At 64.3% G+C, this 12,736-nt stretch carries 11 protein-coding genes, 1 pseudogene and 1 riboswitch; of the genes and pseudogenes, 7 read left to right on the plus strand and 5 right to left on the minus strand.

The features are described from left to right. Positions 1–2: 2 nt before the first annotated feature. From AAFF19_RS21165 to AAFF19_RS21175, 3 genes and pseudogenes are all read left to right on the plus strand, one after another. Entirely contained in the window at positions 3–1,088 is a 1,086-nt protein-coding gene (locus tag AAFF19_RS21165; RefSeq protein WP_182121117.1) for an alpha/beta fold hydrolase, read from the plus strand. Between the two features lie 25 nt (positions 1,089–1,113). Then, positions 1,114–2,283 (plus strand): aldo/keto reductase, encoded by a 1,170-nt coding sequence (locus AAFF19_RS21170; RefSeq protein WP_246331160.1) that lies wholly within the window; start codon positions 1,114–1,116, stop codon positions 2,281–2,283. A gap of 345 nt (positions 2,284–2,628) precedes the next feature. Further along, positions 2,629–3,150, plus strand: a pseudogene (locus tag AAFF19_RS21175) (DNA polymerase V subunit UmuC); the annotation flags it as partial. 127 nt (positions 3,151–3,277) lie between these two features. Here AAFF19_RS21175 and AAFF19_RS21180 read toward each other — a convergent pair. From AAFF19_RS21180 to AAFF19_RS21190, 3 genes are read right to left on the minus strand one after another with little or no spacing between them, the layout of a single operon-like run. After that, positions 3,278–4,297 carry a tyrosine-type recombinase/integrase gene (locus tag AAFF19_RS21180; RefSeq protein ID WP_008903159.1) on the minus strand — a complete coding sequence of 340 codons (1,020 nt, stop codon included), beginning with the start codon at positions 4,295–4,297 and terminating at the stop codon, positions 3,278–3,280. After that, the gene (locus tag AAFF19_RS21185; RefSeq protein WP_092699375.1) at positions 4,290–5,291 is read right to left on the minus strand and encodes a tyrosine-type recombinase/integrase; all 1,002 of its coding nucleotides are present in this window, start codon (positions 5,289–5,291) and stop codon (positions 4,290–4,292) included. The genes AAFF19_RS21180 and AAFF19_RS21185 overlap by 8 nt, the downstream gene beginning before the upstream one ends. Further along, positions 5,288–6,538, minus strand: coding sequence for a site-specific integrase (locus AAFF19_RS21190; RefSeq protein ID WP_235516236.1), 1,251 nt, complete (start codon positions 6,536–6,538; stop codon positions 5,288–5,290). Before AAFF19_RS21190 ends, AAFF19_RS21185 begins: the two co-directional genes overlap by 4 nt. A 303-nt stretch (positions 6,539–6,841) precedes the next feature. Between AAFF19_RS21190 and AAFF19_RS21195 the strand changes: the two genes are divergently transcribed. Continuing rightward, positions 6,842–7,717 carry a site-specific integrase gene (locus tag AAFF19_RS21195; RefSeq protein ID WP_008903194.1) on the plus strand — a complete coding sequence of 292 codons (876 nt, stop codon included), beginning with the start codon at positions 6,842–6,844 and terminating at the stop codon, positions 7,715–7,717. Positions 7,718–7,727: 10 nt separating this feature from the next. Continuing rightward, positions 7,728–8,924: an IS91 family transposase gene (locus tag AAFF19_RS21200; RefSeq protein ID WP_008903193.1), complete on the plus strand. Its 1,197-nt coding sequence runs from the start codon at positions 7,728–7,730 to the stop codon at positions 8,922–8,924. Positions 8,925–9,430: 506 nt separating this feature from the next. On the opposite strand, the gene AAFF19_RS21205 is transcribed toward AAFF19_RS21200, so the two are convergent. Together AAFF19_RS21205 and AAFF19_RS21210 are read right to left on the minus strand one after the other, a co-directional pair. Beyond that, positions 9,431–9,739, minus strand: a complete 309-nt coding sequence (locus AAFF19_RS21205; protein ID WP_182121078.1) for an AzlD domain-containing protein — start codon at positions 9,737–9,739, stop codon at positions 9,431–9,433. Further along, a complete protein-coding gene (locus AAFF19_RS21210) occupies positions 9,729–10,451 on the minus strand; it encodes an AzlC family ABC transporter permease (RefSeq protein WP_246331148.1) in 723 nt (240 codons plus the stop codon). Before AAFF19_RS21210 ends, AAFF19_RS21205 begins: the two co-directional genes overlap by 11 nt. Positions 10,452–10,539: 88 nt before the next feature. Here AAFF19_RS21210 and AAFF19_RS21215 point away from each other — a divergent pair, with 88 nt between their 5' ends. Continuing rightward, complete coding sequence (locus AAFF19_RS21215) at positions 10,540–11,403, plus strand: LysR substrate-binding domain-containing protein (RefSeq protein ID WP_182121077.1); 864 nt, start codon at positions 10,540–10,542, stop codon at positions 11,401–11,403. Positions 11,404–11,576: 173 nt separating this feature from the next. Then, positions 11,577–11,818: riboswitch (cobalamin riboswitch) on the plus strand. A 229-nt stretch (positions 11,819–12,047) separates the two neighbouring features. Further along, the gene (locus AAFF19_RS21220; protein ID WP_008906455.1) at positions 12,048–12,725 is read left to right on the plus strand and encodes an energy-coupling factor ABC transporter permease; all 678 of its coding nucleotides are present in this window, start codon (positions 12,048–12,050) and stop codon (positions 12,723–12,725) included. Positions 12,726–12,736 lie beyond the last annotated feature (11 nt).

The following is a 12,736-nucleotide window of genomic DNA, read 5'->3' on the forward strand; positions in this document are numbered from 1 at the left end:
ACATGAAATCCATCAAAACGTTTCTGACCGCCATGACCCTGACCTCGCTCGCCGCCTGCTCGGCCCTGCCCGGTGGCGGCCGTGGCACCGGCTCCACCGGCGCTCTGGTGATTCAGGAGCAGGGTAGCTTTGCTGTCGGTGGCAAGGTCGTGACCACGCCCGGCACCTACAGCAACAACAATCCGACCGCTGCCGGCCAGTCCTTACACGGCGATCACCTCTATGCGTTCTATCAAGTCCCGCCTCATGCCCGGCCTCTGCCCATCGTCATGTTGCATGGGGCGTTTCAGTCGGGCCGCAGTTGGGAATCCACGCCAGATGGTCGCGAAGGCTTTCAGAACCTCTTTCTTCGCCGGGGCTATCCGGTCTATCTGGTCGACCAGCCGCGCCGAGGCCGGGCGGGCAACAGCACTGTTGGCACGACGATCGAGCCCACGCCGCTCGATCAGCTCTTCTTCGATCAATTCCGGCTGGGCAAGTGGCCGAACTACTTCGACAACGCCCAGTTCGACCGCAAGGCCGAGACGCTGAATCAGTTCCTTCGTTCGGTCACGCCCAACACCGGGCCTTACGACGCCGGTGTGATCTCGGACGCCATGGCGGCGCTGTTCGACAAGACAGGACCGGCCATCCTGTTCTCTCACTCGCAAGCCGGCGGACCCGGCTGGCTGACGGCGATCAAGAGTGCCAACGTCAAGGGCATCGTCGCGCTGGAACCCGGCAGCGGGTTCATCTTCCCCGAGGGAGAGGTACCCGAAGCAATGCCCAGCGCGGCGGGCACCTTGACGCCTGAAGTGGTGCCGCTGGCGGACTTCAAGAAGCTCGCGCGCGTCCCTATCGTCATCTACTACGGCGACAACTTCCCCGTAGAGCCCACCACCGAGCGCGGACAGGACAACTGGCGCGTGCGCCTGGCCATGGCCAAGCTCTGGGTGGCGGCCGTCAACCGGCACGGCGGCGATGCGCAACTGGTGCATCTGCCCGCCATCGGCATCCGGGGCAACACGCACTTTCTGATGTCCGACCTCAACAACGTCCAGATCGCCGATCTGGTGTCGAACTTCCTGACCAGCAAAAAACTGGACTGACCCATCAACGATGAAAGACATTGCCATGAACACCGATTCCGCCAATCCGAGCCGGCGCCACCTGCTGAGTGCTGCCGCCGCGCTGGGCGTCGCTCCCTGGGTGCTCTCCGCCTGCGCCCAGACGGCCAGCGCACCGCCATCCGCTGCAGCCCGACTCGCTTCTGCTGTCCGCAGTCTTGGCCCCCTGAAGGTGTTTCCCATCGGACTGGGCGTGCAATGGCACCCCGGCAGTGCGCCGCAGGGAGTGGTTGATTTGTATTCCAGCAGCACCACCCGCCAAGGCGGCATTGCGCTCATCCGCCACGCAGCGGATATCGGCGTCAACTTCTTTGATACCGCCGACGTCTACGGTCCCTTCATGTCGGAGGAACTGCTGGGCGAAGCCCTGCAAGGCAGCCGGCGCGATCGCGTCGTCATATCCACCAAGTTCGGCTTCCCCGTGGACCAGGCAACGGGACGACGGCTGGGCGGCGTGAACAGCCGCCCCGAGTACATCCGCCAGGCGGTGGAGGGCCAGTTGCGGCGACTGCGCACCGACCGCATCGACCTGCTGTACCAGCACCGTGTGGATCCCCAGGTGCCCATCGAAGACGTGGTGGGCACGATCAAGAATTTGATGCAGCAAGGCAAGGTGCTGCACTACGGCTTGTCCGAGCCTGGGCTGCAGACGGTGCGCCGCGCGCACCGGGAACACCCGGTAGCCGTCATCCAGAACGAATACTCGATGCTCTACCGTGGCGCCGAAGCCGGGGTGCTGCCCCTCTGTGAGGAACTGGGCATTGGCTTCGTGCCCTGGAGCCCACTGGGCATGGGCTTCCTGGCCGGCACCATCAGCGCCAACAGCCGCTTCGAGCAGCCGGACTTCCGCGCCAGCGTCCCGCGCTTCGCCCCTGATGTGCTGCCGGCCAACATGGCGCTGGCGAATCTGGTCAAGACCTGGGCTGCAAGAAAGAACGTAACGCCTGCGCAGCTTTCACTGGCCTGGCTGACCGCCCAGAAGCCCTGGATCGTGGCGATCCCGGGCACCACGAACAGAGCGCATCTGGAAGAGAACGTCGCCGCTGCATCGGTGTCGTTCGGTGCGGCCGAACTCAATGAGCTGAACACTGCCGTGGCGGCGATTCCCATCCGGGGCGCACGCCTGTCGCCACCCGTTCTCGCGGCCACAGGAGTCGAGGCACCGCCGAAGCGGTGAAAAGTCAGACCTGCCGAAAAGTTCGCGCCCGCCACGGCGGTCTGGAGTGTGCTCCAGGCAGATTGCCTGAAGGTCGGGAGGTGGCATTGACAGCTTCCGTCGCTTGCGGCGGTTCACTTGCCGAGTTGGTCTGACAACAACCAGCCTTCAACAGCGGCTCGGGGGAGCTTCCCAATCGCTGTCCGCCGACGGCCTGTGATCGCAACAACCTATCCGAATGTCCGTAACGACGTCGATTCAGGGCACTTAAAGACAAAGTTACAGACAAAATAGTAGAAAAACAGGGAAGCTTCCCAGGGAAAGCAACGATCACACAGTCGATCAGTTCACTCGCAGGTGGTTTTACTGGCCAACCACATTGCCAAGACGGCCGAGCGCAAACCAGGAAGCTATCCGGCCGAGTTGGCCCAGGTGTGCAACCTGACCGTCCTTCCCGCCCAGGACTTGGACGAAGTTCTAGCCGCCACGCTGGTGGAAGAAGTCTGGGGCGTAGGCCGCAAGATCGGCGCGCAGCTGCATCAGTGCGGGGTGCATACAGTCCTGGACCTGGCCCGGCTGGATCCGGCCATGGTGCGCAGGCGCTGGAGTGTGGTGCTGGAACGCACGGTACGTGAGCTGCAGGGCATGCAGTGCATCGAGCTCGATGACGCGCCCGAGCCCAAGAGAGAGATTGCCTGCACCCGGTCATTCGGCCATGCAGTGACCGAGCTGCCACCGCTGTTGGAGGCAGTGAGCGAGTTCGCCAGCCGTGCGGCCGAGAAGCTGCGCAAGCAAGGCAGCTTGGCCAGCCAGCTGCTGGTGTTCTGCCACACCTCGCCGTTCCGGCCCGGCCCGCGATTCAACAAGTCAGTGGTGGTAAGCGTGAGGGAGCTCCCACGCTCGAGGTCGGCTCTGCAGCGTTATGCACAGCACGCAGTTATGCACAGTTGGTCCGGCAGCGCGGCGTCGCCGCCCTCGCAAGAGGGCTGCGGTCGCGTCTTTGAACTTCACGTAATCACAAGGTCTTGAGGAACTTCAACAGATCGTCTTCTGCCCGGAACCGCTGTGGGACCACATTGGGATCCTGAAGCCTGGCCAGTGCCTTTTCCTTCATGGCGAGATCGGCCTCTATGTACTGATGCGTTGTCGCCGGACTCTCGTGTCCGAGCCACAGAGCGATCACGCTGATGTCCACGCCCGACTGCAGAAGGTGCATAGCGGTCGAGTGACGCAGGCAGTGTGGAGAGATCGTTCTCCCGGCCAGGCTCGGCGTCGTGAGCGCGGCTTTCTTGACGGCCAATGCCAGGCGCTGCGTCACGTTGGACCGCGTCATCGCCTGTCCGCCACGGTTGGGCAGCAGCGCCGACGTGGGAGTCAGGTCCGGGTTGAACTTCAGCCAGGCGCGGATCACCTTGACCGTCGATCGCCAGAGCGGCACCGACCGCTGCTTGCGTCCCTTGCCATGCAGATGCACGCAGGCGGCGGGTGCCAGCACGACGTCGCCCACTTTTACGCCGATTGCCTCCGACACGCGGGCACCGGTGTTGTACAGCAGGGCCAGCAGCAGCTTGTCTCGCTGGCCCATCCAATCCGCTCCTGGCGCGCCGATCACGGCCAGCATCTCCTCGCGTGTCAGGAACTCGAACATCGGCCGCTCGAAGCGCTTCATCGGCACGCCGAGCGCCTGCTCGACGACCTGAAGTGCCGTCACGTCTCGCCGGGCCGCGAACTTCAGGAACGAGCGCAGCGCGGCCAGTCGCGCATTGCGGCTGCGAACGGTGTTGTGCCGATCGCGTTCGAGATGATCGAGGAAGTCCAGGATCAGCGCGGGCGTCAGGTCGGCGAGCGACAGCGTCGTGGGCGTCTTGTGCAGTTGCGCCTGGGCGAAGTCCAGGAACAGCACGAACGCGTCCCGATAGGCCGCAACGGTCTGCGGGCTCAACGCGCGCTGCTGCGTCAGGTGCTCGGCGAAGAAGGACTGGACCAGCGTCGCGAAGCTCGGCGGAGCGGGCTTGCGGTGTTCAGAACTACTCATCGTCGTTCTCCGCGACGTCGGCGAAGCGTTCGAATCGAGCGCCGGCCAACGCCATCAACTCCGGCACGCCGCTCAGGTACCAGTACGTGCTGGAGATATTGATGTGGCCCATGTACGTGGACAGGGCCAGCATTCGTTGGTCAAGGTTCGCTCCCTGCTGGTGCCACAGGATCATCCGTCTCACGGCGAAGCTATGGCGCAGGTCATGCACCCGCGGTCGGCCATGGCCGCCGCGATCGATCCAACCCAATTGCTCGCGCAGCTGACAGAACACTCGATGCACCTGCCGATCTCCCAGCGGTTCACCCCGGTGCACGCCACGCGAGCCCACGAAGAATGTCATCTGCGGCTTCGCAGGCACGTACTGGCGGCGCAAGGCCCGGTAGGCTGCCATCGGACCGATCACGCTGGGGTGCAGCGGCACCATGCGGGACTTGCCAAACTTGGTCTGCTGTATGGTCAGGATGCCGCCGTCCAGATCTGCATCCGAGTCGGCCAGGTTGATCGCTTCAGAGACCCGAAGCCCGGCCGATGCGATCAGACCGAACAGCGTTGCATAGGTGGTGGCACGAAGGCCATCCGAGGGGCCGAGTCGGCGGGCAGCGACGATCAATGCCGCGATCTCGGCTTCGCTGTAGATGTGAGGCGCCACGCGGCGCGGGATCGGACCGAAGCTGGAATCGTCAGGAACTTCGACAGTCGGATCGAACTGCTGGAGCCAGCGCATAAAGGGGCGCAGCGTTGCCAGTCGGCGCGCTGCCGTGTCGACATTGGCCCGGCCGCCCACGAGATACCGAGGCTGTACCTGGTGCGCCCACTGGACCATCACGTCTACCGTCAACGCGATGTCGCGTCCCTCTCCGACCATGAAGCGAGTGAAGCTGCGCACAGCGAGATCAGAGGAGCACGGCTTGAACCCGAGGCGCAGGCGTTCAGCCAGGTATTGCTCCACCTTGGCGGTGAGGTCGATGTTCGCCGATGCTGCGGCGCTCATGATGCACTCCCAGGCCAAGGCAGAGCGACCTCGGCAAGCAGTTGCAAGTCGAGCTTGGCGTAGATCAACGAGGTGTCCAGCGATCGATGCCGAAGCACATCGGCGACCTCCTTGATCGAACTGCCGCTGTTGACCAGGCGACAGGCCAGCGTGTGACGCAACGAATGGCAACCGCGTGAGATGCCGGCACCTCGCAGGGCACGCCCGATTGCCTGGCTCACTGCATCGACGCCGATGGGCTTGTCGTGTGGCGCCAACCGACGGACGAACAGCGATGGCAGCGTGGTTGCGGGCCGCTCGTGTCTCATGTACTCCGCCAGAGCCTGCCCGGTGAGCACCGGCAGCGGTAGGACATCCTGGCGCTGGGACTTTGTTCGCTTCAAGGTCACCGTTCCGGCACGCCAATCGAAGTCGCCGATCTCCAGCTTGGCGATCTCGCCCACGCGCAGTCCGAGATCCAAGGCCAGGCGCACCATGGCCAGCAGGCGCAGCGGAGCCCGCTTGGCCTCGGCGCAATGCGCTTCGAGGCGCTGGACCTCCTCGGTCGTCAGCGCGCGCGGCAACGATGCTTGGCTCCATCGCACCGGCGACGAGATAGCGCCGAGCAGGCTGTTCACTGCGTCACCGCAGGTCCCGCGGTATCGGAAGTAGGCCCGCAGCGCAGCAGTGACCGCGCTGGAATGCGACCCGCTGCTGACCCGCGTGAGCTCGGTTGCGATGAAGCCGCGAACGTCTTCCGGCTGCAACTCGCCGATGGCGATGGCCTTGCCCGCGAACTTGCATTGCAGCAGACGACCTACGAGTACCAGCCGATCCTCGCGCGTGCCTATCGCCAGGCCGCGGGCGTCGCGCATGTGGACGTTGTAACGGTTCAGTTCTTCTGCAATGGGACCGCTGGGGCCTGGCAGTTCCACGATGACATGCTGTTCCCGCAACAAGGCGAGCAGGTGTCCGAGACTGGCGCTCAAGCCGCTGCGTGTACGCAGAGCCGCGGGATGGCAGTCGCAGCGCGGCAGATGCGAATCCAGAAACTGCTCGACGAGGGCTTCGTCGATCTGTTCGGCAGATACCTGGCACTTCGCCATCCAGTGGGCAAAGTGCGACCAGGCACGAAGGGCAGTCTCCGAGCTGCCTTCGGCGTACCGGCCGCGCTCCAGCAATGCCTGGAACGCCCCGACGTATGAAGACAGCGGGCCATCGAGCAGCCATGCCCTGGCCATCGGGTGCATCGAAAGAATCAAGTCCATGGTGATCTCCAGTTGTGAGATCACCATTCATGCGCCGACTGCGAACTTATGTCCAGTTCAACGGCACCGCCTCCTTGCGATCTACCAGGGCGATCACAGCCTCTGGCGCGTTCAGACTGGCCAACTGTCCATAACTGCGTGCTGTGCATAACAGCCTTTATGGAGAGCTCTCCATAAGCAGCGAAGGACTAAACCGCTCGCGCGGTAGCCCGCCGCGAAGGCCCTGACACAGAGTAAACATCGCGCCCCTGTCTATGTTGGCGAGTGAGGCAATCGGCCTCGTTCTTCGACAGGAGCGCGATCATGATCCCTTCGACCCCCTCCATCTCGCCGCTGCGCCAACGCATGCTTGAGGACATGCGAATGCGCAAGCTGGAGCCTCGCACGCAAGAAGCCTACATCCGTGCCGTGCGCAAGCTGGCCGCTTACCTCAAGCGCTCGCCCGACGTGGCCACGGTGGAGGATCTGCGCAATTTCCAGCTCCATCTGGTGGACACGGGCTCATCGCCCATGACGCTCAACGCCACGCTCACGGGCCTGAAGTTCTTCTTCGACATCACGCTGGGACGCATCGAGCTGATGGCCAAGATGCAGCCCGTGAAGCTACCTCGCACCTTGCCTGTGGTCCTGAGCTGCGAAGAAGTCTCACGCCTTCTGGCTGCGGCCCACAACATCAAGCACCAGGTGGCTCTATCGGTTGCCTATGGCGCAGGTCTTCGCGCCAGCGAGGTCGTCAGCCTGAGGGTCACCGATGTCGACAGCCAGCGCATGACGCTGCGCGTGGAGCAAGGCAAGGGTGCCAAGGACCGCTACGCCATGCTCAGCCCTGTCCTGCTGCGGCGCCTGCGCACCTGGTGGCACCTGGCCCATGCCCAGGGCAAGATGCTGCCTGGCGGCTGGCTGTTCCCAGGCATGACGCCCTTGGAGCCTCTCTCGATTCGCCAGCTCAACCGCGCCGTTCATGCGGCAGCCGATGCCGCTGGTATCAACAAGCGGGTCACTACCCACACCCTGCGCCACAGCTTTGCCACGCATCTGCTGGAGCGCAAGGTCGATATCCGCGTGATCCAGGTGCTGCTGGGGCACAAGAAACTGGAGACCACATCGATCTACGCCCACGTGGCGACTGACCTGCTGCGCGAGGTGATCGGCCCCTTGGAGCCCATGCCTGCCGCCTGAAGGTGCGCGCGTGCAGCGGCCCACTCTGGAGGTCGCCGACATCTTCCACAAGCATGGTGCCGCCTGGCGTGACAGCCAGCGCGGTCACTTGAGCCTGTCTCAGCTCAAGGTCATGTCGGCGATTGAGCAGTGCCGCACAGCGGCACTGGGGGGACATGTGTTGCGCTGCGATAGCTGCGCCACCGAGCTGGTCTCCTACAACTCCTGCCGCAACCGACACTGCCCCAAGTGCCAAAGCGCTGCAGCCAAGCGCTGGCTCGATGCCCGCCAGGCTGATCTGCTGCCCGTGGAGTATTACCACGTGGTCTTCACGCTTCCCGCGCCCATTGCAGATCTGGCGTACCAGAACAAGGTAGGACTCTATGGGTTGTTGTTTGATGTCGCCGCCGAGGTGCTACAGACCATCGCTGCTGACCGCAAGCATTTGGGTGCACGCATCGGTGCCACGCTGGTGCTGCATACCTGGGGTTCTGCACTGACGCATCACCCGCATGTACATGGCATCGTGCCAGGCGGTGGACTGGCTCCTGACGGCAAGTCCTGGGTGGCTTGCCGATCGGGCTTCTTTCTGCCGGTGCGCGTGCTGTCCAGGTTGATGCGACGGCGCTTCATCGAAGAGCTGTTGCGCCTGCACCAGGCGGGGCGGCTGAGGTTCTTCGGCGAACTGGCGGCGCTGGCTGATGGTGCCTGCTTCAGCCAGTGGCTGGCTCCGATGCGCCAATGCGAGTGGGTGGTCTATGCCAAGAGGCCGTTTGCCGGCCCCCAGGCGGTGCTGGCCTACCTGTCTCGCTACACGCACCGGGTGGCTATCACGAGCAGCCGGCTTGTTGCGATGGATGAGCGCGGGGTAATTTTTAAATGGAAGGACTACCGTGCCAAGGGGAGCACGCGCCACAAGACCATGACGCTGGCGCCCCAGGAGTTCATGCGCAGATTCCTGCTGCATGTGCTGCCCAGCGGTTTCCATCGCATCCGCCACTATGGCTTGCTGGCCAATGGCAACCGCAGGGAATGCCTTGCGCTGGCGCGCCAGTTGTTGGGCGCCGCTCCCGGGCAAGCCGCAGTCCCATCGGGCAACGACGGGCAAGACGATGGGTCGTCCAGCGCAGCGCCACCAGTCTTTGTCTGCAGGCACTGCGGCCACGCGATGGTCATCGTGCAAAGTTGGATGAACGGGCAGGCCATTCGGGCGCCACCTCCATCATGAACAGTCCCCTGAACCACCACTTGTCTTGGATGTCGATGCGATTGGGTCCGTCGGCGGGGTTGGTGCATGCCCGGCGCTGGAAATGGCGGTCCAGAACGCATGCCGCCCCCTGTGAAGGGTGCAACACCGCAGTTGCGCCAGGCCCCACCCACACACAATGGCACACTGGCGCCGCTTGCCTGCAGGTCTTGGTCGTCAAGCCGCTGCCCAAATCCCCATAGCGTTTGCGCCCTGAACACCTGCGTTGGCGTTCTCCGCGGTTTCCTCCCCCGAGGCTTGTGCGACACCTGCCCTCAGGTCGGGGGCGCTTGTCGCTCGGGGGGTGTTCCGGGCAGGTATCCCACAACCCTAAACAGTTGCTGCCGCTCGCTTGGTAGGCAATGAAAGACTGCTACCTGCGTGGAAACAGGCATTGGCTCAATCCGATCTGCGTTCTCCCCAGACTGAAATCTGCCTAACGGAGGTTTCCCGCGCTTCGTCTTCTGGAATTGAGTTGATTGTCCGAATCACCACTGCCTGAACACCGCCGCCGCCACGATACCAGCTGCGATCGCGGGCAATGGCTTCTTGAACACCAGCATCACCAGCGCCGTGGTAGCCAGCGCCATACGGGCGCCGCCGTCGCCATTCACCGCGAGTGGCGCGAGCAGGGCTACCAGCACCGAGCCCGACATGGCGGCGATGAAGCGCCGCACACGCGGGCCGATAGGTACGAAGGCCATGACGTAGACGCCGCCCCAGCGCGTGGCCAAGGTCACCAGCGTCATCACGGCCACGATCAGCAGCGTGCCCCCGCCCAGGGTTTCAACGCTCATCGCCACGCTCCATCCACAACAGGCCCAGCAGACCGCCGGCCAACGCGCCGGTCACCACGTGGCTGTTCTCGGGCAGCCAGCGGTGCGCGGCCAGCGACGCGCAGGCCGCCACCGCCCAGATGGCGAGCAGGCGCGGGTTCTTCTGACCGCCCACTGCCATGGCCAGAAGAAAACAGCCCATCACCATGTCCAGGCCCCAGCGCCGCGCGTCGACGATCAGGTCGCCCACCTGCGTGCCCAGCCAGGTACCCAGCACCCAGAACACCCAAAGCGCCAGGCCACCGCCCAGCAACAGACCCAAGCCGGGCTGGCCGCGGCCAAACGCCTGCATGCTCAGCGCCCAGTTGGCATCGGACGCCAGCACCATTACGCCGTAGCGCCGTGTGGTTGGCAGCTGGCGCAGCCAGGGGTAAAGCGTGGCGCCCATCAGAAGGTGGCGCGCGTTGATGGCGAACACCGTCAGCACCAACGCCAGCATCGGCACCTGTTGCCCCCACAGATCCAGCACCGCAAACTGCGCCGCGCCGGCAAACACCAGGGTGCTCATACCCACCGCCGAGGCGGCGCTCAGCCCGTGTTGCAGGGCCGCTAGACCAAAGGCGGCGCCGAACACTGCCACGAAGGCGCCGATGGGCACCATCTGCCGGAAACCCGTCCACACCAACTGGCGGGTGAGGGCGCTTTGCCCGAGAAAGTTGTCGTGCGTGGTCATGTACGTGACTGTGCGGTGTTTTTGGCTCTCCGAAAAGCGCAAAATTCACATCGTTTCCATTCGATAAACGCATAGATGGAGCATTGACATGACCCCGCAGGACTTTCAACTCGACTGGCTCAAGTGTTTTGTGGCCGTGGTGGACACGGGCTCGCTCTCCAGCGCCGCGGGCGATGTGCACCGCTCACAGTCAGCCGTTAGCATGCAGCTCAAGAAGCTGGAAGACGCGGTGGGCCGACGCCTGCTGGAGCGCGGGCCGCGCAAGCTGGCGCTCACGCCCGACGGCCAGACCCTACTGGGCTACGCGCGGCGCATGTTGGATCTGCAGGCTGAGGCCCAGGCCGCGCTGCACGGCGAGGAACTGACTGGGCGGGTGCGCCTGGGTGTGCCAGACGACTACGCGGCGAAGTACCTCACACCGGTGCTCAAGCGCTTTGCGCCCAAGCACAGCGGCGTCGAGATCGAACTGCACTGCGAGCAGTCGCCCGCGCTGATTCCGCGTGTGGCACGTGGCGAACTGGACTTGGCCCTGGTCTCGCGCGATCACGCGCGCCGTGGGACCCTTCTGTTCCACGAGCCGATGGTGTGGGTGGGTTCGCCGCAGTTCGAGCTGTGGCGGCGCGACCCGCTGCCGATCGCGGTGTACGAAGAGGCCAGCCTCGCGCGGCGCGGCGCCATCCAGTCGCTGGCGCAGCAGGGGCGGCGCTACAAGGTGGTCTACAACAGCTCCAGCTTGGCCGGCCAGATCGCGGCGGTTGACAGCGGCCTGGCCGTGGCCGTGCTAACGCAGTGCAGCGCACCGCCGCACCTGATGGTGCTGGGCGCGGACCAGGGCCTGGGGCCGCTGATCCCAATGGAGGTGGCCGTCTACCGCAGCCGCGAGTCACGCGGCAACAAGGCGGTGGATGGGCTGTATGCGCTGTTGGTGAAGACCTTGCGTTTGGCTGGATGAAGAAATGGAGCGCACTTTGTAAGTCGGCTTTCTATCGACTGCGTAGCATGGCAGAGTCGACATGGCGGTCTGCTCCCAGCCTATACGAGCCTCTCGCCTGTGCTCCATGCTCCGATGCACGAGCTCTAGGATTGCAACGTTGCCGCTCAAACGCTCCGAGCAATTTTTGGGGGTATAGAATAAAAGCTGTTGGTGCTCGCGATGCTGTTCAGGCATCGCAGTTCAACGGGAAGCAGGAGGGCGAGTCCCACACGGACGAACCTAACCTGCGCTGCCCCCGCAACGGTAAGCAGACGGGTGGTCCAAGGCATTGCCAAGGCCCCCATTTCTCAAAGTTTCGCCACTGGGTCACACCGGGAAGGCTTTGAGAAACGTTCTGTCAGCCCGGATACCGGCCAACAAGGAGGCTGCGCCCCAAGCGCAGCCGCATTACCCAAACACCGTCGGGGAAGGCGGTGAGGGGTCTTCGCCGGTGTTCTCATGTCGTCCCTTCGCATTGCTTTGCGAGTCTGTGCCAGCGCCTGCGCGTGCGCTCGCCGGGGGCTGTCCGTTCGCCGACGGAACCTGTCCTCACCTCTCCCTTGGGTCTTTGCCGACTTTTTAACCGCGTTGTGTCCAACGCATCCAACCCAAGGAGTCACTTCATGCACATCGAACCAGGTCTGGTGGACGGGGCCAAGCTCGCCCTGAGCTACACCACGGCGGCCGCCTGCATCGGCTACACGGCCAAGCTGTCCGCGGACGCGATCAGAAAGGACGGCGCAGCGGCCCTGCTGTTACGGGCCGCGCTGGCCACGGCGCTGGTGTTCTGCTTTTTCGAGGTGCTGCCGCACCACCCGGTGGGCGTGTCCGAGGTGCACCTGATCCTGGGCACCACGCTGATGCTGCTGTTCGGCGCGGCACCCGCGGCCATCGGGCTGGCGGGTGGGTTGCTGATCCAGGGCCTGTTCTTTGCACCCTTCGACCTGCCGCAGTACGGTATGAACGTGACCACGCTGCTGGTGCCGCTGTTCGCCACCGCGGCGCTGGCTCGCCGCGTGATTCCCGACCAGATGGCCTATGTGGATCTGCGCTACGGCCAGGCCCTGAAGCTGTCGCTGGCCTACCAGGGCGGCATCGTGCTGTGGGTGGGTTTCTGGGCGCTCTACGGGCGTGGCCTGGGCGCCGAGAACCTGGTGAGCATCGGCAGCTTCGGCGCCGCCTACATGAGCGTGGTGCTGGCCGAGCCGCTGATCGATCTGGCCGTGCTCGCACTGGCCAAGACGCTGCGTGGCCTGCAGGGCAGCGCGGTGGTGGATCGCCGTCTGCACCAGGCCGCCTGACCGGGGGCACA

Source organism: Acidovorax sp. FHTAMBA, assembly GCF_038958875.1.
Taxonomy (GTDB): domain Bacteria; phylum Pseudomonadota; class Gammaproteobacteria; order Burkholderiales; family Burkholderiaceae_C; genus Acidovorax.

What these genes read in the sequence shown, in the direction of transcription:
- AAFF19_RS21195 (WP_008903194.1), top strand. Translation starts at nt 6,842, where the DNA reads ATGATCCCTTCGACCCCCTCCATCTCGCCGCTGCGCCAACGCATGCTT.
- AAFF19_RS21215 (WP_182121077.1), top strand. Translation starts at nt 10,540, where the DNA reads ATGACCCCGCAGGACTTTCAACTCGACTGGCTCAAGTGTTTTGTGGCC.
- AAFF19_RS21210 (WP_246331148.1), bottom strand. Translation starts at nt 10,451, where the DNA reads ATGACCACGCACGACAACTTTCTCGGGCAAAGCGCCCTCACCCGCCAG.
- AAFF19_RS21170 (WP_246331160.1), top strand. Translation starts at nt 1,114, where the DNA reads ATGAACACCGATTCCGCCAATCCGAGCCGGCGCCACCTGCTGAGTGCT.
- AAFF19_RS21220 (WP_008906455.1), top strand. Translation starts at nt 12,048, where the DNA reads ATGCACATCGAACCAGGTCTGGTGGACGGGGCCAAGCTCGCCCTGAGC.
- AAFF19_RS21205 (WP_182121078.1), bottom strand. Translation starts at nt 9,739, where the DNA reads ATGAGCGTTGAAACCCTGGGCGGGGGCACGCTGCTGATCGTGGCCGTG.
- AAFF19_RS21165 (WP_182121117.1), top strand. Translation starts at nt 3, where the DNA reads ATGAAATCCATCAAAACGTTTCTGACCGCCATGACCCTGACCTCGCTC.
- AAFF19_RS21190 (WP_235516236.1), bottom strand. Translation starts at nt 6,538, where the DNA reads ATGGACTTGATTCTTTCGATGCACCCGATGGCCAGGGCATGGCTGCTC.
- AAFF19_RS21185 (WP_092699375.1), bottom strand. Translation starts at nt 5,291, where the DNA reads ATGAGCGCCGCAGCATCGGCGAACATCGACCTCACCGCCAAGGTGGAG.
- AAFF19_RS21180 (WP_008903159.1), bottom strand. Translation starts at nt 4,297, where the DNA reads ATGAGTAGTTCTGAACACCGCAAGCCCGCTCCGCCGAGCTTCGCGACG.